Source organism: Streptomyces sp. NPDC005728 (assembly GCF_040630895.1).
In the GTDB taxonomy this organism is placed as follows: domain Bacteria; phylum Actinomycetota; class Actinomycetes; order Streptomycetales; family Streptomycetaceae; genus Streptomyces.
Window position 1 is genome coordinate 1 of sequence record NZ_JBEXYL010000031.1, and the last position, 17980, is coordinate 17980.

General features: G+C 70.2%; 18 protein-coding genes. 4 read left to right on the forward strand and 14 right to left on the reverse strand.

Features of this window, described 5'->3' with window-relative positions; translation table 11 throughout:
* The 12 genes from ABZ471_RS21645 to ABZ471_RS21700 all read right to left on the reverse strand — a co-directional run.
* Window positions 1–996 (reverse strand): lyase family protein (locus ABZ471_RS21645; protein ID WP_359068405.1); only part of this gene is annotated, 996 nt, incomplete at its 3' end.
* Between the two features lie 115 nt (window positions 997–1111).
* Window positions 1112–2128, reverse strand: coding sequence for an asparaginase (locus ABZ471_RS21650; RefSeq protein WP_359068406.1), 1017 nt, complete (start codon window positions 2126–2128; stop codon window positions 1112–1114).
* Between the two features lie 34 nt (window positions 2129–2162).
* Window positions 2163–3617, reverse strand: a complete 1455-nt coding sequence (locus ABZ471_RS21655; RefSeq protein ID WP_359068407.1) for an amino acid permease — start codon at window positions 3615–3617, stop codon at window positions 2163–2165.
* Window positions 3614–4291 carry a FadR/GntR family transcriptional regulator gene (locus ABZ471_RS21660; RefSeq protein WP_359068491.1) on the reverse strand — a complete coding sequence of 226 codons (678 nt, stop codon included), beginning with the start codon at window positions 4289–4291 and terminating at the stop codon, window positions 3614–3616. The genes ABZ471_RS21655 and ABZ471_RS21660 overlap by 4 nt, the downstream gene beginning before the upstream one ends.
* Window positions 4292–4461: 170 nt before the next feature.
* On the reverse strand, window positions 4462–5298 hold the full coding sequence (locus ABZ471_RS21665) for an undecaprenyl-diphosphate phosphatase (RefSeq protein WP_359068408.1): 837 nt from the start codon (window positions 5296–5298) through the stop codon (window positions 4462–4464).
* Between the two features lie 93 nt (window positions 5299–5391).
* On the reverse strand, window positions 5392–5766 hold the full coding sequence (crcB, locus tag ABZ471_RS21670; protein WP_359068409.1) for a fluoride efflux transporter CrcB: 375 nt from the start codon (window positions 5764–5766) through the stop codon (window positions 5392–5394).
* Entirely contained in the window at window positions 5763–6179 is a 417-nt protein-coding gene (locus tag ABZ471_RS21675) for a DUF190 domain-containing protein (RefSeq protein WP_359068410.1), read from the reverse strand. The genes crcB (ABZ471_RS21670) and ABZ471_RS21675 overlap by 4 nt, the downstream gene beginning before the upstream one ends.
* Complete coding sequence (gene crcB, locus ABZ471_RS21680) at window positions 6176–6637, reverse strand: fluoride efflux transporter CrcB (RefSeq protein WP_359068411.1); 462 nt, start codon at window positions 6635–6637, stop codon at window positions 6176–6178. Before crcB (ABZ471_RS21680) ends, ABZ471_RS21675 begins: the two co-directional genes overlap by 4 nt.
* Before the next feature lie 68 nt (window positions 6638–6705).
* Window positions 6706–7659: an SMP-30/gluconolactonase/LRE family protein gene (locus tag ABZ471_RS21685; protein ID WP_359068412.1), complete on the reverse strand. Its 954-nt coding sequence runs from the start codon at window positions 7657–7659 to the stop codon at window positions 6706–6708.
* A gap of 87 nt (window positions 7660–7746) precedes the next feature.
* Window positions 7747–8037, reverse strand: coding sequence for a helix-turn-helix domain-containing protein (locus ABZ471_RS21690; RefSeq protein WP_359068413.1), 291 nt, complete (start codon window positions 8035–8037; stop codon window positions 7747–7749).
* A 183-nt stretch (window positions 8038–8220) separates the two neighbouring features.
* Window positions 8221–9780 carry an arabinogalactan endo-1,4-beta-galactosidase gene (locus tag ABZ471_RS21695; RefSeq protein ID WP_359068492.1) on the reverse strand — a complete coding sequence of 520 codons (1560 nt, stop codon included), beginning with the start codon at window positions 9778–9780 and terminating at the stop codon, window positions 8221–8223.
* A 115-nt stretch (window positions 9781–9895) separates the two neighbouring features.
* Complete coding sequence (locus ABZ471_RS21700) at window positions 9896–11917, reverse strand: beta-galactosidase (RefSeq protein ID WP_359068414.1); 2022 nt, start codon at window positions 11915–11917, stop codon at window positions 9896–9898.
* Between the two features lie 238 nt (window positions 11918–12155).
* On the opposite strand from ABZ471_RS21700, the gene ABZ471_RS21705 reads away from it, so the two are divergent.
* From ABZ471_RS21705 to ABZ471_RS21720, 4 genes are read left to right on the forward strand one after another with little or no spacing between them, the layout of a single operon-like run.
* On the forward strand, window positions 12156–13475 hold the full coding sequence (locus ABZ471_RS21705; protein ID WP_359068415.1) for an extracellular solute-binding protein: 1320 nt from the start codon (window positions 12156–12158) through the stop codon (window positions 13473–13475).
* Window positions 13472–14449, forward strand: coding sequence for a sugar ABC transporter permease (locus ABZ471_RS21710; protein ID WP_359068416.1), 978 nt, complete (start codon window positions 13472–13474; stop codon window positions 14447–14449). Before ABZ471_RS21705 ends, ABZ471_RS21710 begins: the two co-directional genes overlap by 4 nt.
* Window positions 14446–15351: a carbohydrate ABC transporter permease gene (locus tag ABZ471_RS21715; RefSeq protein ID WP_359068417.1), complete on the forward strand. Its 906-nt coding sequence runs from the start codon at window positions 14446–14448 to the stop codon at window positions 15349–15351. Before ABZ471_RS21710 ends, ABZ471_RS21715 begins: the two co-directional genes overlap by 4 nt.
* On the forward strand, window positions 15348–16382 hold the full coding sequence (locus tag ABZ471_RS21720) for a LacI family DNA-binding transcriptional regulator (RefSeq protein WP_359068418.1): 1035 nt from the start codon (window positions 15348–15350) through the stop codon (window positions 16380–16382). Before ABZ471_RS21715 ends, ABZ471_RS21720 begins: the two co-directional genes overlap by 4 nt.
* Before the next feature lie 14 nt (window positions 16383–16396).
* Here the strand turns inward: ABZ471_RS21720 and ABZ471_RS21725 are convergent, their stop codons facing one another.
* On the reverse strand, window positions 16397–17080 hold the full coding sequence (locus tag ABZ471_RS21725) for a response regulator transcription factor (RefSeq protein WP_359068419.1): 684 nt from the start codon (window positions 17078–17080) through the stop codon (window positions 16397–16399).
* Window positions 17077–17958, reverse strand: a complete 882-nt coding sequence (locus ABZ471_RS21730) for a histidine kinase (protein ID WP_359068420.1) — start codon at window positions 17956–17958, stop codon at window positions 17077–17079. Before ABZ471_RS21730 ends, ABZ471_RS21725 begins: the two co-directional genes overlap by 4 nt.
* Window positions 17959–17980: the final 22 nt, after the last annotated feature.

Genomic DNA, 17980 nt, shown 5'->3' on the forward strand with positions numbered 1-17980 from the left:
GGTAGGCGTGGTAGCAGTTCGTCCACACGCGACCCGCCTGGATCGCACGGCCCGCGCGGTAGGCGGCTCGCCCAGGCCCGCGCGCGGGCCGGAGGAGAGCAGGCGCAGGTCGTTGCAGCTCTTGGAGAGCTTGACCGCGATCCGCTTGAGCACGCCGGACATCTGGACGAAGGCGCCGCAGTCCTGGGTGGCCTCGACCAGGTTGGCCGCGGTGACCAGGGGCAGCCCGGTGAGCGCGGCGAGGTGCCGGCGGGCGGCCTCGGCGTATCCGGCCGGGGCGTTGAGGCCGGTGCCGATGGCCGTGGCACCGAGGTTGATCTCGTGGATCAGCTCGACGGCCTCGGCAAGACGGCTGCGGTCCTCCTCGATCATGACGGCATAGGCGGAGAACTCCTGGCCGAGCGTCATCGGCACGGCGTCCTGCAGCTGTGTACGGCCCATCTTGAGCACGTCACGGAACTCGACCGCCTTGCGGGCGAAGGCGTCCTGCAGTACGGACATCGCCTTGAGCAGTCCCCGCACCGCGAACACCGTGGCGACCTTGACGGCCGTCGGGTAGACGTCGTTGGTGGACTGGCCGAGGTTGACGTCCTCGTTGGGGTGCAGGTGCGCGTACTGCCCCTTCGTGTGCCCGAGCAGTTCCAGCGCACGGTTCGCCACGACCTCGTTGGCGTTCATGTTGGTGGACGTGCCCGCGCCGCCCTGGATGACGTCCACGACGAACTGGCCGTGCAGCTTGCCGTCGCGTATCTCCCGGCAGGCGGCGACGATCGCGGCCGCCTTCTCCGGAGCCAGCAGGCCGAGTTCCTCGTTCGCGAGGGCGGCGGCCTCCTTGACGGCGGCCAGGGCGTCGATCAGATGCGGGTAGGCGGAGATCGAGGTGCCGGTGATGGGGAAGTTCTCCGTCGCACGCAGGGTGTGGATGCCCCAGTACGCATCGGCGGGCACGTCGCGGTCGCCGAGCAGATCGTGTTCGCTTCGGGTGAGCGCGGTCATGAGGTACGGGTCCTCTTTCTGAGGGGGTGAGGGTGAGCGCGCCCCAAAGGGGCGCGGGGAACTGCGCGACCAGCCACAACGTGCCCGCAGATCCAATACGGCCGAACCAGCGGAGCTACACGCAGGCGGTCAGCGGAACCGGGTCCAGTGCGCGCACCGGACGCACACATCCCACCGGCTCCCCTCCGCCGAGCAGCGGCTCCCCGGCGAACTCGGTCAGCAGCTCGGGGTCCACGCCCGCGCGAGCAAGAGCGGCCGCGGCGACCGGCACACGCGCACGATTCGCGCCGTCGGCGATCTTGACGGCGATAGCACGGCCGTCGGGCAGCGCGGCCACCTGGACGCCCTCGAAGCCGTCCTTCGCGAGCAGCCCGGGGACGGCACGCATCAGCGCGGACACGTCGCGCCCCGAGCCGGAGGCCATCTCGGCGTGCTCGCGCATGGCGTCGGCCACCCGGGCCTCGGGCGTGCCCGGCACGGCGGCCGTGATGCGGGCGGCGGCGCGGGCGAGGCCGTGCAGAGAGACGGAGAACAGGGGCGCACCGCAGCCGTCCACGGTCACGCGGGCGATCCGCTGGCCGGTCAGGTCCTCGACGATCTCGGCGACGGCCTGCTGGAGCGGGTGCGCCGGGTCCAGGTAGTCCGTCAGGGACCAGTTGTTGAGCTTGGCGGTCCACAGCATCGCCGCGTGCTTGCCGGAGCAGTTCTGGGCGAGGTGGGAGGGCAGCCGGCCCTCGCGGATCCAGGCGTCCCGCACGACCGGGTCGTACGGCATGTCGGGGACGTTGCGCAGGTCGTCCTCGGCGAGGCCGGCGAGTTCGAGGATCCGGCGGGTGCCGGCGAGATGGCGCTCCTCGCCGGAGTGGCTGGCGGCGGCCAGCGAGAGCAGCTCGCCGTCGAGCGGCAGCCCGGCCCGCAGCATCGCCACGGCCTGGACGGGCTTGAGGGCCGAGCGCGGGTAGAACGCGGCCTCGATGTCGCCGAGCTGGAACTGGACCTGGCCGTCGGCGCCGAGGACGACGACGGAGCCGTAGTGGATGCCCTCGACGACCCCGCCGCGGATGAGGTGGGCGACGGGGGCGTGGAGGGGCTCACGGACGATGGGTGCGTCCGCAGGGGAACTGCTGTACATCACACTGCCTGCTTGTCAGGGAGCGCCGTGCGGGTCACGCATCGGCTCCGGTGGTGGACTTGCGCGCTATGCGCCCGCGGATGGCGTACCAGCCCGCGACCAGCGCTCCGACGATCAGCGGCAGGCACAGCACGGTGGTGCGTCCGGCGCCGCCGTCGGCGTACATGAGGACCAGGACGGAGGCGAGGAAGGCCAGCGTCACGACTTCGGTCCAGGGGGAACCCGGCAGCCGGTAGGACGGCCGGGCCAGTTCGCCCTTCTGGGTCTTCCGCCAGAAGAGCAGGTGACAGAGCATGATCATGCCCCAGGTGGCGAGGATGCCGATCGCCGCGAAGTTCAGGACGATCTCGAAGGCGTCCGCCGGGACCACGAAGTTCAGGCCGACACCGAGGACACACATACCGCTGGTGAGCAGGATGCCGCCGTACGGAACCTGGCTGCGGCTCATCCGCGCGGTGAACTTCGGGGCGGAACCGTTCACCGCCATGGAGCGCAGGATGCGGCCGGTGGAGTACAGGCCGGAGTTGAGCGAGGACATGGCCGCGGTGAGCACGACCAGGTTCATCACACCGCCCGCGGCCGGAATGCCGACGTTGGACAGGACCGTCACGAAGGGGCTCTCACCGGAGGTGTACTTGTTCCAGGGCAGCAGCATCGAGAGCAGGACGACCGAGCCGACGTAGAACAGGCCCACGCGCCACATGATCGAGTTGATCGCCTTCGGCATGATCTTCTCGGGGCTCTCGGTCTCACCGGCGGCGACACCGACCAGCTCGACGGAGGCGTAGGCGAAGACGACGCCCTGGATGATCAGCAGCATGGGCAGCAGGCCGTTCGGGAAGACGCCGCCGTTGTCGGTGATCAGGGAGGGGCCGGGGGTCGCGCCGTCCACGGGGTGCTGGGTGACCAGCAGGAAGATGCCGATGCACATGAAGATCACCAGCGCGCTGACCTTCACGATCGCGAACCAGAACTCCAGTTCGCCGAAGATTTTCACGGAGATGAGGTTCACCGTGAGGACGACGGCCAGGGCGATCAGCGCGATGACCCACTGCGGGATGTCGGAGAACATGCCCCAGTAGTGGGTGTAGGTGGCCACCGCCGTGATGTCGGCGATGCCGGTGGTCGCCCAGTTGAGGAAGTACATCCAGCCCGCGGTGTAGGCGCCCTTCTCGCCCAGGAACTCCCGGGCGTACGACACGAAGGCGCCGGAGGACGGGCGGTAGAGGACCAGTTCGCCGAGCGCGCGGACGACGAGGAAGGCGAAGACGCCGCAGACGGCGTACGCGACGAACAGGGAGGGCCCGGCGTCGGCGAGCCGACCGCCCGCGCCGAGGAAGAGGCCGGTGCCGATGGCACCGCCGATCGCGATCATGTTGACGTGCCGGTGCTTCAGGCTCTTGCTGTAGCCCGCGTCTCCGGCGTCGACGTGGTCGGCGACATGGCCTGACGAGGGGCGCGTCTCGTCTTTGAGGTGCTGCTCGCTCACGCCTCGGGTCCGCCTTCCGTGGGGAGGTCCGTGCGCGCGGGGCGCACGATGTCGGTGAGGGTCGTCTCGACACGGTCGAGGTGATGGCTCATGGCCTCGACGGCGTCGTGCTCCGAACCGTCGGTCAGCGCCTCGACGATCGCCCGGTGCTCGCGGTTGGACTGCTCACGGCGCCCGCCCAGCTCGTTGAGAAAGGCCGACTGACGCGCCAATGCGTCACGGATCTCCTCGATGACCCGGCGGAAGACCGGGTTCTGGGCGGCCTCGGCCACGGCCAGGTGGAAGAGGGTGTCCATCGCGACCCACGCGGTGGTGTCCGTCTCCCGCTCCATGCGGTCCAGGAGGTGGGCCAGGTGGTCCAGGTTCTCCGGGGTGCGGCGCAGGGCCGCGTACCCGGCGACCGGGATCTCGATGTGCCGGCGCACCTCGAGCAGGTCGCTGGCCGCGTAGTCGCCGAAGGTGGGGTCCTCGACGGCGCTAGCGACGACGAAGGTGCCCTTGCCGGTCCGGGAGACCGTCAGGCCCATCGTCTGCAGCGCGCGCAGCGCTTCGCGCAGCACGGGCCGGGACACCTCGAGGGTGCGGCACAGCTCGGCCTCGGAGGGGAGCTTGTCGCCGATGGCGTACTCGCCGCGTTCGATGGCGCCGCGGAGGTGGCCGAGGACCGCTTCCATGGCGCTGACGCGCCGTGGGGTCCGACCACCTGTCTGGCTGTCTGACAGGTTCACGGGAGCGATCCTGCGGGTTGCGGGAGGGAACTGTCAAGACGTTGCGTAAGGAAACATTCACGGGGCGCGGTGCCTGAATGCAGGCATCCGCACCCCGTGGGCGGTCCGGGCGTCGCTCAGCTGCCGAGCGTGCCGGTGGCGAGCAGTCCGAGGAGCCCGACGCCGATGACGATCCGGTAGATCACGAAGGCGTTGAAGGAGTGCTTGGCGACGAACTTCAGCAGCCAGGCGATGGAGCCGTAGGCGACGACGAAGGACACGACCGTGCCGACGACCAGCGGGGCGGCGCCGACGCCCGCACCGAGGGCGTCCTTCAGCTCGTAGATGCCGGCGCCGGTCAGGGCCGGGATGCCGAGGAAGAACGAGAGGCGGGTGGCGGCGACGCGGTCCAGGTCGAGGATGAGCGCGGTCGACATGGTGGCGCCGGAGCGGGAGAAGCCGGGGAAGAGCAGGGCGAGGATCTGCGAGCAGCCGACCAGCATCGCGTCCTTGAAGGAGGTGTCGTCCTCGCCGCGCTTGTGCCGGCCCATCTGGTCCGCCGCCCACATCACGCCGGAGCCGACGATGAGCGAACCGGCCACCACCCACAGGGAGGCGAGCGGGCCGTCGATCAGCGGCTTGGCGGCAAGGCCCACCAGGACGATCGGAACGGTCGCGGCGATCACCCACCAGGCGAACTTGTAGTCGTGGTGGTAGCGCTCCTCGGGCTTGGTCAGGCCGCGGAACCAGGCCGAGACGATCCGCTTGATGTCCTTGAAGAAGTACACGAGCACGGCGGCGATGGCGCCGACCTGGATGACGGCCGAGAAGCCGACGACGGACTTGTCGTCGACGGGGATGTCCATGAGCCCCTCGGCGATCTTGAGGTGGCCGGTGGAGGACACGGGGAGGAACTCGGTCACCCCCTCGACTACCCCGAGGACGACGGCCTGACCGACGGAGATGGCGCTCATGGGATCCAGTTCTGAGGAAGGTTGGTCGACAGTGCTGTAGACAGTACTCACTATGCCCGGCCGTACGCCAAGCGCCTAGAACCTGTACGGGCCCTAGCCCCACAGGGTTCCGGCGAGGGACACACCGGCGAAAGCGGCCGCGAGCCCCGCCACGACGCTCGCGACGGCATTGGCGGCAGCGTAGAGCCCCGCACCGGCCTCGGTCAGCCGCAGTGTCTCGTAGGAGAAGGTCGAGTACGTCGTCAGGGCCCCGCACAGCCCGGTGCCGACCAGCAGCTGCACGTGCGGACCTGCGGCTCCGGCGGAAGCCGCGCCGGTGAGCAGGCCCAGGATCAGGCAGCCGGTGACGTTCACCACGAAGGTGCCCCAGGGGAAGAGCGAGTCGTGCCGAGCCTGGACGGCGCGGTCGGTGAGATAGCGCAGGGGCGCACCGACCACGGCCCCCAGTACGACCAGTAGCCAGTTCACAACGACTTCTTACCCTTCGGATCCGTTCCGTCCGGGCCGAGACGGCGGCCTACGGTAGGGGTCCCCCCGGTCGAACGAAGTTGAGACTGGGGGAGGATGACCTCGCACTCCTCCAGGGTCACGAGACCTTCGACGACCAGCTCGTCCAGCTGCGGCAGGAACGCCCGGACCCGCTCCTCGGTGTCCACCACGACGATCGCCACAGGCAGGTCCTCACTCAGCGGCAGCAACCGGGAGGTGTGGACGTGGGAGGACGCGCCGAACCCCTCGATGCCCCGGAAGACGCTGGCTCCGGCGACTCCGGCGGCATGGGCGCGGTGCACGATCTCGGAGTAGAGGGGCCTGTGGTGCCAGGTGTCGTCCTCGCCGATGAAGACGGTCAGCCGCAGGGCCCGGCCGGTGAGTCCGGTCATCGCCGCCTCTCCGTGAAGGCCAGGCGGGCGGCGGCCGAGGCCAGCCACACCGCCGTGAGGGCCGCGAGCAGGGTCGCGGCGAGATAGGCCAGCCCGATGCGGGGGTGGCCGGCGTCGACCAGCTTCCGGATGTCGACCGCGTAGGTGGAGAAGGTGGTGAAGCCGCCGAGCACGCCGGTGCCGAAGAAGGGGCGCAGCAGGCGGTGGGCCGCCCACACATCGGTGATCAGCACCATGAACACGCCGATCACGGCGCAGCCGATGACATTGGTCCAGAAGGTGGCCCAGGGGAAGCCGCCGGGAGGCGTGGGCCAGACCAGCGTGAGCGCGTAGCGGGCCGTCGCGCCGAGTGCGCCGCCCACGGCGACGACCGCGACGACGGGGGCTTGGGTGCGCCACTCGGGCCGCCGCGGGCGCATGGGGCGGGTACGGAGGCTCTCCGCTTCCGGGGCTGTCATCTCCTACGTCTCCTGTTCGGCCCTGCCTCACACGGGTGATCATGGCCGGGCACCAGGGTACCGCCGCGTCACCCGGCCGAGGGCAGCGCGCAGACCGCGATGCCGGGCTCCCAGAGGCTGCCGAGAACCAAGTGCCGGCCGGCCCGGCAGACGCTGGTGACCATGCGGAAGCCGGAGCGGCGGCGGGCGAGGTGGTGGACGGTCCCGCCGTGGTCGTCGAGGGCCAGCACGCCGATCGTGCCGCCCGGTCGGAACGGGGCGTGCACGGCGGCCCTGGCCACGGCGCGGCGTACGGCGGGCGGGGTGCGGTGCAGGAGGTCGAGCGGGGGCACCCGCGGTCCCGCGAGGGCCACCCAGATCGGTCCGTCGGGGCCGTCGCGCCACAGGTTGTCGGGCATGCCGGGGAGGTCCGCGAAGGGTTCCGCGTGTCCGGCGCGCGGGCCGGTGAGGTGGTAGCGGGTGAGGCGGCAGGCGCCGGTCTCGGCGATCACCAGGAAGGATCCGTCGGCGCTCGGGGCGAGGCCGTTGGCGAACTGGAGCCCGTCCAGGAGGACTTCGGGAATGCTGCTCCCGGGCGCGAGGCGGAGCAGTCGTCCGGTGCCGCTGTGCTCCACGATGTCTCCGATCCACTGGTCCAGGGGATGGCGGCGGCTGGAGACGGTGAAGAACACGCTGCCGTCGTCCTGGGCGACGACATTGCTGCAGAACCGCAGCCGCTGCCCCGCCACCGAGTCGGCGAGGACCGTCACGGTGCCGCTGTCGGGGTCGACGCCCAGCAGCCCGCGTTCCGCGTCGCACACCAAAAGGCGACCGTCCGGGAGGAGTTCGAGGCCGAGGGGACGGCCGCCGGTCTCGGCCAGCACCTCGGCGCGGGCTGTGTCCGGGTCCGCGAGGTGGCGGATACGCAGAATGCGACCGTCCGCCATCCCGGTGAGGACACGGCCCTCGGGGTCGGCCACCACGTCCTCGGGGCCGCGGCCGCCGAGGGCGACGTAGTGGAGCGGGACGAGTGCTGTCGTCATGGGTGCCTGCCCTTCGCCGTCGGGCAGCCCATCCTCGCAGGCGGCCGCCCCCTCACGAGGCCGTTTCGAAGCAGGCGGCGGCCTCTTTCACCAGCCCTTCTCGAACATGGCGGCCACCTCGGCGATGCGGATCTCGTCGCGCCGGTAGTGGGTGCGGCAGTGGATCCGGCGGGTGCGCAGCAGGCCGAGGCGGCTGAGGAAGTCGAGGTGGGCGGCGGCGGTCCGGCGGGAGACGCCGAGCTTGGCGGCCACCGCCCGCGCGGTGACGCCGGTCTCGGCCGGGTCGCCGTGGCGGCGCCCCGCCGGGAAGTGGGCCGCCGGGTCCTTGAGCCAGTCCAGGATGTCCTGCCGCGTGCGGCCCGAGGGGTTCCTCAACATCTGTCTCGCCTCCGTTCCCGGCCTCCTCGTGCGCCTCTTCCCACTCTGGCGCAGCCGGAGCCGTCCCGTACCGGACTCCGCCTCCCTTGTCCGATATCGAACGGCCGTTCCCGCCGGACGCGTTCCCGGGAACGGGAAGGGGCCCGGCCGTCCCCTTACGACCGGGCCCCCGTCAGGGGTGGTTCAGCGGTGGCTGAACCACGTCATGGAGGAGAGTGCCTTGTCGTCGTAGCCGAACAGGGCCTGGTTCTCCCAGCCGTTGCCGGAGGTGGCGTCGGTCGGGTCCCAGCCATTGCCGGTGACGGCCGTCCAGGTCGCCTCCCAGTAGAAGACGCCGAGCCCGCGGCCGTTCGGGACCGCCTCCACGATGCTCGCCACGTCGTTCATCCACTTGGTCTGGCCCGCCACGGTCGCCGGGTAGCCGGAGACCAGCTCGCCGGTGGTGTCGATCTGGTTGGTGAGCAAGTCGTCGCTGTCCAGGCGGAAGGGGTAGGCGGTCTCGGCGACGAACACCGGCTTGCCGTAGCGGGCGGCAGCGTCGTCCAGGGTGGTCTGGAAGTCGGACAGCGGACCGTGCCAGTAGCCGTAGTACGACAGGCCGATCGCGTCGAACCTGGTGCCGTTCGCGACCGCCTTGTCGAACCACGACTCCGTGCCGGCCTTGTCCCCGCCCTTGGCCAGGTGCAGCGCCACGACCGTCGACGAGTTGACCGCCTTGACGGCGTCGTAGCCCGAGTTGATCAACCCGGCGAGCTGGCTCCAGTTGTCCGTCGACCCCTCGGACCACAGCATGCCGCCGTTGATCTCGTTGCCCACCTGGACCATGTCGGCGGTGGTGCCCTGTGCCTTCAGCGCGTTCAACACGTCGTACGTGTGGTTGTACACGTCCGTCTTGAGCTGGCTGTACGAGTGGCTCGCCCACGCGGCCGGCTTGGTCTGGGCGCCCGGGTCGGCCCAGGTGTCCGAGTAGTGGAAGTCGACCAGCAGCTTCATGCCCTGCGCCTTGATGCGCTTGGCCATGGCCAGGACATGCGCCTTGTCGTTGTAGCCGTCGGCCGGGTTCACCCAGACCTTCAGGCGCGCGTAGTTCATGCCGTACGCCTTCAGGACGGAGAGTGCGTCGCCGGTCGTGCCCGAACTCGTCTTGTAGACACCACCCTTGGCCTCGCTCTTGGCGAGGGAGGAGATGTCGGCGCCATGGATGGATGTACCAGTGGTGCCGGACGTGAAGGTCAGATCGTCAACATTGATCCAATTGCCCGCGTTCGCGTCACTGTTGATGCTGATGGTGCACTGGTTGTTGGTCACGTTGATCGGCGTGACGATACGGATCCACCCACTGGACGAGATCGGCAGATCCGTGCGCTGCTCGGCACTCCCGCAGTTCTTGAGCGCTATGTAGGCCGAGTTCTGACCGCCGCTGGAACGGACCCACGCGGTCAGCGTGTAGTTGCCGTTGGTCAGCCCCGACAGGTACTGGTAGGTCTCCACCTTGTAGGCGGAGGACGAGTAGTGGGACAGGCGGTAACTCCCGCCGTGACCGCCGGACTCGGTGAACGAGGCTCCGGTGTCACCGTACTCCGACCAGCCCGTGGGCGCGGCCACGCCGGAACCGTCGGACTCGAAGCCGCCGTTGGCCAGGGTGCTCGCTGCCTGGGCGCTCTGGACGGGCAGAGCGGTGAGGGCGAGCCCGGCCGCCAGCGGCAGCAGCAGGGCCCTGATGGTGCGTCCGGGATGGAACATCATCGTCCGTCGTCCCTTCGAGGTAACTGGGTTGGGGGTGTCCTCCGGTGGGGACCGGAGGAGAGGCCCCTCCGCCCGCGGCTCTCGTGGCGCACGCGGACGGAGGGGAGCCGGTTCAGCCGTCGAGTCGTACGACCCGCACGGCCCCCGCCGGGACCGCCAGGCGGCCCGCGGCGCGTTCGCCCGTCAGCAGTTCGGTGCCGGGCGCGTCCAGCGGCACCTTGGCGTCACTGACGGTGTGGTTGATCACGAAGAGAAAGCTGCCGGACTCGCCGCTGCGGCGCACGACCTCGACATCGCGGGGCAGGTCGGCGCGCGGGGCGATCCGGGCGTCATCGGCGGCCCGGCCGATGAGCACGTCCAGGCCTTGGGCGTCGAGGCGGGTGGAGACGTACCAGGCGGTGCCCTCGCCGAGCCGGTGCCGGGTGACGGCCGGGCGGCCGGCGGTGAGCCCGTCGGCATACGTCCACACGGTGTCGGCGCCGCGCGGCACCACGAACTCCGTCCACACGTCCCCGGTCGGTTCGGAGCCGTCGGGACCGGTCAGGCGCACCCGCTCGCCCCTGAGTAGCGGCGAGAACTCCTCCACGGTCAGGCCGAGGACCTCGCGCAGCGCGCCCGGGTAGGCGCCCTCGTGCACGGCGTCCTGCTCGTCCACGATGCCGGAGAAGTACGAGACCAGGAGCGTGCCGCCGTTCTCGACGTACTCGCGGACGTTGTTCCCGGCCGCCTCCGTCATCAGGTACAGGGCCGGTACGACGACAAGGGGATATTTTGACAAGTCGGCTTCCGGGTGGGCGAAGTCGACGGTGAGGTGGCGGTCGTAGAGGGCCTCGTAGAAGGAGTCGGCGCGCTCCCGCGGATCGTGGTCCTCGCTGGGCCGCCAGGCGAGGTTCTGCGCCCACCAGGACGGCCAGTCCCACAGCAGGGCCACGTCGGCCTCGGTGCGGGTGCCCTGGACGGCGGCCAACGAGCCGACGGTCGCGCCGAGTTCGGCCACCTCGCGCCACACGCGTGTGTCGGTGCCGCCGTGCGGGAGCATCGCCGAGTGGAACTTCTCGGCGCCGCGCCGGGACTGGCGCCACTGGAAGAACATGGCGCCATCGGAACCGCGGGCCACGTGGGCGAGGGAGTTGCGGGCCATCTGGCCGGGGGCCTTGGCAGGGTTGCGGGGCTGCCAGTTGACGCCCGAGGTGGAGTGTTCGAGCAGCAGCCAGGGGGCGCCGCCGGCCACGGAGCGGGTGATGTCGGCCGCCATGGCGAGGTTGACGTGGGTGCGGCGGCCGTCGGTGATCAGGTAGTGGTCATTGGTGACGAGGTCGACCTCGCGGCCCCAGGCCCAGTAGTCCATGGAGTCGCACTGGCTGAGCGCGGTCATGAAGTTGGTCGTGACCGGGACGCCCGGCGAGAGGCGGTGCAGGATGTCCCGTTCGGCGCGGAAGTTCTCGCGGATGGTGGCGTCGGCGAACCGCTTGTAGTCGAGGGCCTGGCCCGGATTGCCGACGGTCGGGGTGGCTCGCGGCGGGTTGATCTGGTCGAGGCCGGTGTAGCGCTGGCCCCAGAAGGCCGTGCCCCAGGCCTCGTTGACCGCCTCCACGCTGCCGTGGGTGTCGGCCAGCCAGCGGCGGAAGTGCGCGGCGCAGGAATCGCAGTAGCAGGCCGAGACGGGGACGCCGTACTCGTTGTGCACGTGCCACATGGCGAGTGCGGGGTGGTTGCCGTAGCGCTCGGCGAGCTTCGTGGTGATGCTCGCGGCGGCCGCACGGTAGTCGGCGTTGCTGTGGCAGATCGCGCCGCGCGACCCGAATTCGTAGCGCACGCCCTCCGCGGTCACCGGCAGAGCCTCGGGGTGCGCCCGGTAGAACCAGGCGGGCGGCACCACGGTGGGCGTGCCGAGGTCGACGCGGATGCCGTTCTCGTGCAGCAGGGCGAGCACCCGGTCCAGCCAGCCGAAGTCGTACGAACCGGGCGAGGGCTCCAGCAGGGCCCAGGAGAAGATCCCGACGCTGACCATCGTGACGCCGGCCTCGCGCATCAGCCGGACGTCCTCCTGCCAGACGCTTTCCGGCCACTGCTCGGGGTTGTAGTCCCCACCGAAGGCGAGCCTGGTGAGGCCCCTGGGGGTGGTCTCCGGCATGGATCTCTCCCGTGAAATCGATCATTTGGGAACGTGCGCACACAGCGGGGGCGGTGCGAGCTCAACATAACCGCACAGCAACAACCATTGACAAGTGTCCGGGATGTTTCTCTACTGTGAACGCTCACAGAAGCATGGCAGGGCCTTCCGTTCACGGGAGGAGCCGGGTCATGTGAACGGTCACATCTGCACGGCAGGTCCCCGCAGCAGGCGGGGACCCAGGTCAGGGGAGAGATCCATGCCGCACACGAAGCGCCGCCGCCTCGTGACAATCGCCGTCGCCGTCTCGCTCGGCGCCACCGCCCTCGCCGCCTGCGGCTCGTCCGACGACGACAGCAAGACCGAATCGGGACCGGTCTCGCTCACGTACTGGACCTGGACGCCCGGCATGGACAAGGTCGTCGACCTGTGGAACAAGGGCCCCGGCAAGAAGGACCAGATCACCGTCACGGTGAAGAAGCAGGCGTCCGGCGACACCCTGGTCACCAAGATCCTCACCGCGCACAAGGCGAAGAAGGCGCCGGACCTGGTGCAGGCCGAGTACCAGGCGCTGCCTACGCTGGTCAGCAACGACGCGCTGGCCGACATATCCAAGGAGGTCGGTGACGCCAAGAGCAAGTTCGCCGACGGCGTCTGGCAGCAGACCACGCTGGGCACGGACGCGGTCTACGCGGTGCCGCAGGACATCGGGCCGATGATGTTCTACTACCGCGAGGACCTGTTCAAGAAGTACGGCCTGAAGGTCCCCACCACCTGGGAACAGTTCGCCGAGACCGCCCGCGCGCTGAAGAAGAAGGCGCCGGACACGGACCTGACCACCTTCTCCGCCGCCGACTCCGGCCAGTTCGCGGGCCTTGCCCAGCAGGCCGGCGCCCAGTGGTGGACCACCTCCGGTGACAAGTGGAAGGTCGCGATCAACGACGCGGCCACGCAGAAGGTCGCCAAGTTCTGGGGCGGCCTGGTCAAGGAGGGCGTCATCGACAACCAGCCGATGTACACCCCGGCCTGGAACAAGGCGCTCGACACCGGCAAGCAGATCGCCTGGGTCAGCGCCGTGTGGGCGCCGGGCACGCTGAGCACGGCCGCGCCGGACACCAAGGGCAAGTGGGCCATGGCCCCGCTCCCCCAGTGGTCCCTCGACCAGGACGTCACCGGCAGCTGGGGCGGTTCCTCCACCGCCGTCACCACCGACTCCCAGCACCAGGCCGCCGCCGCCAAGTTCGCCGCCTGGCTGAACACCGACGGAAGTGCCCTCAGCGCGCTGGCGAAGGAGGGCGGCATCTACCCTGCCTCCACCTCCGCCCAGCTCAGCGGCGCCTTCACCAATCCGCCGGCGTACTTCTCCAACCAGCCGGACTTCTACACCAAGGTCGCCGACATCGCGAAGACCACCGCGCCGTCCGCGTGGGGCCCGAACGTGAACGTCGCCTACACCTCGTTCAAGGACGCCTTCGGCGCCGCCGCCAAGAACAAGTCGGACTTCGTCGCCGCCCTGAACACGATGCAGGACGACACGGTCGCCGACATGAAGAAGCAGGGCTTCGGGGTTTCTCAGTGACCAGCACCGCAAGCCGGAAGTCGTACGGGGTCAAGGGGGCCCCGTACACCCACCCGTCTCCCACCACCACCCTCGAACGAGCGCGAAGCGCGCCCTATGTTTTCCTCCTCCCCGCCACGTTCCTCTTCGTCCTGTTCTTCGCGCTGCCCATCGGCTACGCGGTCTGGCTCAGCTTCCGCAAGGTGCACGTCTCCGGCCTCGGCCTCGGCTCGGGCGCCCGCAAGGAGGTCTGGGCCGGCTTCGAGAACTACACCGAGGCCTTCCAGGACAGCGAACTGCTGCACGGGGCGCTGCGCGTGCTCGGCTACGGCTGCATCGTCGTCCCGGTGATGCTGGGCCTCGCCCTGCTGTTCGCCCTGATGCTCGACTCCGACAAGGTGCGCCTCGCCCCGTTCACCCGGCTCGCGATCTTCCTGCCGTACGCCATTCCCGGCGTGGTGGCCGCGCTGCTGTGGGGCTTCCTGTACCTGCCGGACGTCAGCCCCTTCTACTTCGTGCTCGACAAGCTGGGCCTGCCGCAGCCGGACCTGCTGGACGGCGGCCCGCTCTATCTCGCCGTGTCCAACATCGCGGTCTGGGGCGGCACCGGCTTCAACATGATCGTCATCTACACCTCGCTGCAGGCCATCCCGGCCGAGGTGTACGAGGCGGCGAAGCTGGACGGTGCGACTCCGCTGCAGATCGCGCTGAAGATCAAGATTCCGATGGTGGCACCCTCTCTGGTGCTGACCTTCTTCTTCTCGATCATCGCGACGCTCCAGGTGTTCAACGAGCCGACCACCCTCAAGCCGCTCACCAACTCCGTCAACACGACCTGGAGCCCGCTGATGAAGGTGTACCAGGACGCCTTCGGCCGCAACGACGTGTACTCGGCGGCCGCCGAGGCGACGCTGATCGCCCTCGTCACGCTGGTGCTGTCCTTCGGCTTCCTGCGGGCCGCGAACCGCCGGAACAAGCAGGAGGAAGCCCGATGAGTTCTCTTGCCGTCCGCAAGGCCGCCTCGGCCGCGGGCACCACGCCGGGCACGGCCCAGGGACCGCCGCTGCGCCGCCGGATCGCGCTGGTGCCGACGGTCACACTGCTGCTCGGCGCGCTCTACACACTGCTGCCGGTGGCCTGGGTGGTGATCGCGTCCACGAAGTCCGGGCACGAGCTGTTCTCCACGTTCACGTTCCTGCCGGGCACCGGCTTCACCGACAACCTCAAGGACCTCAACGCCTATCGCGGCGGCATCTACTGGGAGTGGATGGGCAACTCCGCCCTGTACGCCGGTCTCGGCGCGCTGCTGTCGACCGCCGTCTCGGCGTTCAGCGGCTACGCGCTCGCGACCTACCGCTTCCGGGGCCGCGAGACGATGTTCAACGTCCTGCTCGCAGGCGTCCTGATGCCGCCGGTGATCCTCGCCATCCCGCAGTACCTGCTGCTGGCGAAGGCCGACCTCACGGACTCCTACCTGTCCGTGCTGCTGCCGCAGATCCTCTCGCCGTACGGCGTCTACCTGTCCCGGATCTACGCGGCTGCCGCCGTCCCCGCCGACGTGGTGGAGGCCGGCCGGATGGACGGGGCGAGCGAGTGGCGGATCTTCACCCGGATCGCGCTGCCGATGATGATCCCCGGCATGGTCACGGTGTTCCTGTTCCAGTTCGTGGCCGTGTGGAACAACTTCCTGCTGCCGTACATCATGCTCAGCGACGACGAGAAGTTCCCGCTCACGCTGGGTCTGTACACGCTGCTGGAGCAGGGCGCCAACACACCGGCCCTGTACACGCTGGTGATCACGGGCGCGTTCCTCGCGATCCTCCCGCTGATCGCCCTCTTCCTGGTCATCCAGCGGTTCTGGAGCCTGGATCTGCTGTCCGGAGCCGTAAAGTCATGACCATGGGCAGCAATCCGGGGGGCCGGCGCAAACCGCCGACGATCCACGACGTGGCGCGCGAGGCCGGGGTCTCACGGGGTACCGTCTCGCGCGTGCTCAACGGCGGGCACTACGTCAGCCCCGCCGCACAGGAGGCGGTCAACGCCGCCATCCGCAGGACCGGGTACGTCGTGAACCGGCACGCGCGCTCGCTGATCACCGGACGCTCCGACTCGGTCGGGTTCCTGCTCACCGAGCCGCAGGAGCGGTTCTTCGAGGATCCCAACTTCAATGTGCTGCTGAGCGGTTGCACCCAGGCGCTGGCCGCGCACGACATCCCGCTGCTGCTGATGCTGGCGGGCACGAAGGACGAGCGGCGGCGCATCACGCGCTACATCACCGCCGGTCACGTCGACGGGGTGCTGCTGGTCTCCAGCCACTCCGGCGACCCGGTCGCCGAGGAGCTGCGGGAGGCGGGCGTGCCGCTGGTCGCCTGCGGCAAGCCGATCGGCCTCGGCTCGAAGATGAGTTACGTGGCCGCCGACGACCGTGACGGCGCCCGGGACATGGTCCGGCACCTGCTGTCGCTCGGGCGGCGCCGGATCGGTGTGGTCACCGGTCCGCTCGACACCCCGGGCGGGGTGGAGCGGCTCGCCGGTTACCAGGAGGTGCTCGCCGAGGCGGGCGTCGACGTGGACGAGCGGCTGATCGTCTCCGGCGACTACAGCCGGGTCAGCGGCGAGGCGGGCGCGGAGCGGCTGCTGGCGCAGGCTCCGGACATGGACGCCGTGTTCGTCGCCTCCGATCTGATGGCGCAGGGTGTGCTGACAGCGCTGCACCGGGCGGGCAGACGGGTGCCGGACGACATCGCTGTCGGCGGTTTCGACGACTCTCCCGCGGCGACCGACGCCTCCCCGGCGCTCACCACCATCCGTCAGCCGTGGGACCGGATCAGCGCCGAGATGGTGCGGGTGCTGCTCGCCCAGATAGGCGGCGAGGACCCGGCCGCGGTGATCCTGCCGACGGAGCTGGTGCGCCGCGAGTCGACCTGAGGACGCCGGGCTGGTCAGCGCGCCCCCGGTCTGACCAGCCCCGTCTCATAGGCGACGACGACTGCCTGGGCGCGGTCGCGCAGGCCCAGCTTGGCGAAGATGCGGGCCACATGGGACTTGACCGTGGCCTCGCTGAGGATCAGTTCGGCGGCCAGTTCGGTGTTGGACAGGCCGCGTCCCATCAGGGTCAGCACCTCCCGCTCGCGAGGCGTGAGGGCGGCCAGGTCGGCGGGCACGGCCTGCTCCGACCGCTCCGCCTCGGCCGCGTACCGTTCCACCAGGCGCCGGGTGATCTGCGGCGCCAGCAGGGCATCGCCCGTGCCGACGAGCCGGACGGCCGCTGCCAGGTGCTCCGGGGTGACGTCCTTCAGCAGGAAGCCGCTGGCCCCGAGCGACAAGGCCGTGTACACGTACCGGTCCAGGTCGAAGGTGGTCAGCATCAGCACCCGGCAGTCCGGGGACTGCTCCAGGATCCGCCGGGTGGCCTCCAGGCCGTCCATGGTCGGCATGCGGATGTCCATCAGGACGACGTCCGGAGCGAGTTCGCGGGCGGCGGCGACCGCCTCGACGCCGTCGGCGGCCTCGCCCGCCACCTCGATGCCCCGGGCGGTGAGGATCAGCCGGAAGCCGGTCCGGATGAGCGTCTGGTCGTCGGCGATCAGGACGCGGGGCGCCCGTTCGGGCGCGTCCGCCGTCATCGCCGCTCCAGGGGGATCCGGGCGCGGACGCGGTAGCCGCCACCGAGTCTGCGCCGGGCGTCCAGATCACCGCCGTAGACGGCGACCCGCTCGCGCAGGCCGAGCAGACCGCGCCCGGTGCCCGCACTGTGCGGTCTCGCCGCAGCCGGTGCGGCCGGGGCGGTGCCGGTGAGCACGCTGGGGCCGGTGTTGAGCACCTCGACGCGCAGGGCGTGGTCGGCGTAACGCACCGTCACCTCCGCCTTGCCGCCGTCGCCGTGCCGGAGTGCATTGGTCAGGGCCTCCTGGATGATGCGGTAGGCGGTCACCTCGACGCCCTGGGGCAGTGGCCGCGGCTCGCCCGAGATGCGGACCTCGACCGGCAGGCCGGCGAACGATATCCGGTCGACCAGGTGGCCGAGCCGGTCGAGGCCGGGCTGTGGGGCGAGGGCCGTGCCCGAGACCTCGGCGGCCGGGCCGGAGGCCGTGCTCGTGCCGGACTCGCCGTATGCGCCGTCCTCGCCGTTCTGCGCGGGTGCCAGCAGGCCCAGCAGGTGTCTGAGGTCGGTCATCGCGCCCCGCCCGGCGTCCTCGACGGCCCGCAGCGCGGTCGCGGCCTCGTCGGGCATGGTCCCGAGCACCTCGCGGGCGGCGCTCGCCTGGACGACCATGAGGCTGACGTTGTGACTGACGATGTCGTGCAACTCCCGTGCGATCCGGTCGCGTTCGGACGCGATCGCAGCCTCGGCGGCGCTCTCCCGCTCCCGCTCCAGCAGCCAGCCCCGCTCCCCCACGGCCGCCTGCCACCGGCGCCGGGTGCGCACCAGCGCCACCGTCAGTACCACGACGGCCGCGCACACCGCAGCGAGCGCCACCGCCGGCATGTCGTCTCCCCCCATGGCCTCACTCTCGCAGACGGCA

Excerpts from the sequence above, each read along its gene's own strand:
- ABZ471_RS21665 (WP_359068408.1), bottom strand. The coding sequence starts at position 5,298 with ATGAGCGCCATCTCCGTCGGTCAGGCCGTCGTCCTCGGGGTAGTCGAG.
- ABZ471_RS21650 (WP_359068406.1), bottom strand. The coding sequence starts at position 2,128 with ATGTACAGCAGTTCCCCTGCGGACGCACCCATCGTCCGTGAGCCCCTC.
- ABZ471_RS21725 (WP_359068419.1), bottom strand. The coding sequence starts at position 17,080 with ATGACGGCGGACGCGCCCGAACGGGCGCCCCGCGTCCTGATCGCCGAC.
- ABZ471_RS21695 (WP_359068492.1), bottom strand. The coding sequence starts at position 9,780 with ATGTTCCATCCCGGACGCACCATCAGGGCCCTGCTGCTGCCGCTGGCG.
- ABZ471_RS21700 (WP_359068414.1), bottom strand. The coding sequence starts at position 11,917 with ATGCCGGAGACCACCCCCAGGGGCCTCACCAGGCTCGCCTTCGGTGGG.
- ABZ471_RS21730 (WP_359068420.1), bottom strand. The coding sequence starts at position 17,958 with ATGGGGGGAGACGACATGCCGGCGGTGGCGCTCGCTGCGGTGTGCGCG.
- ABZ471_RS21715 (WP_359068417.1), top strand. The coding sequence starts at position 14,446 with ATGAGTTCTCTTGCCGTCCGCAAGGCCGCCTCGGCCGCGGGCACCACG.
- ABZ471_RS21675 (WP_359068410.1), bottom strand. The coding sequence starts at position 6,179 with ATGACCGGACTCACCGGCCGGGCCCTGCGGCTGACCGTCTTCATCGGC.
- ABZ471_RS21660 (WP_359068491.1), bottom strand. The coding sequence starts at position 4,291 with ATGGAAGCGGTCCTCGGCCACCTCCGCGGCGCCATCGAACGCGGCGAG.
- ABZ471_RS21705 (WP_359068415.1), top strand. The coding sequence starts at position 12,156 with ATGCCGCACACGAAGCGCCGCCGCCTCGTGACAATCGCCGTCGCCGTC.
- ABZ471_RS21690 (WP_359068413.1), bottom strand. The coding sequence starts at position 8,037 with ATGTTGAGGAACCCCTCGGGCCGCACGCGGCAGGACATCCTGGACTGG.
- crcB (WP_359068411.1), bottom strand. The coding sequence starts at position 6,637 with ATGACAGCCCCGGAAGCGGAGAGCCTCCGTACCCGCCCCATGCGCCCG.
- ABZ471_RS21720 (WP_359068418.1), top strand. The coding sequence starts at position 15,348 with ATGACCATGGGCAGCAATCCGGGGGGCCGGCGCAAACCGCCGACGATC.
- ABZ471_RS21685 (WP_359068412.1), bottom strand. The coding sequence starts at position 7,659 with ATGACGACAGCACTCGTCCCGCTCCACTACGTCGCCCTCGGCGGCCGC.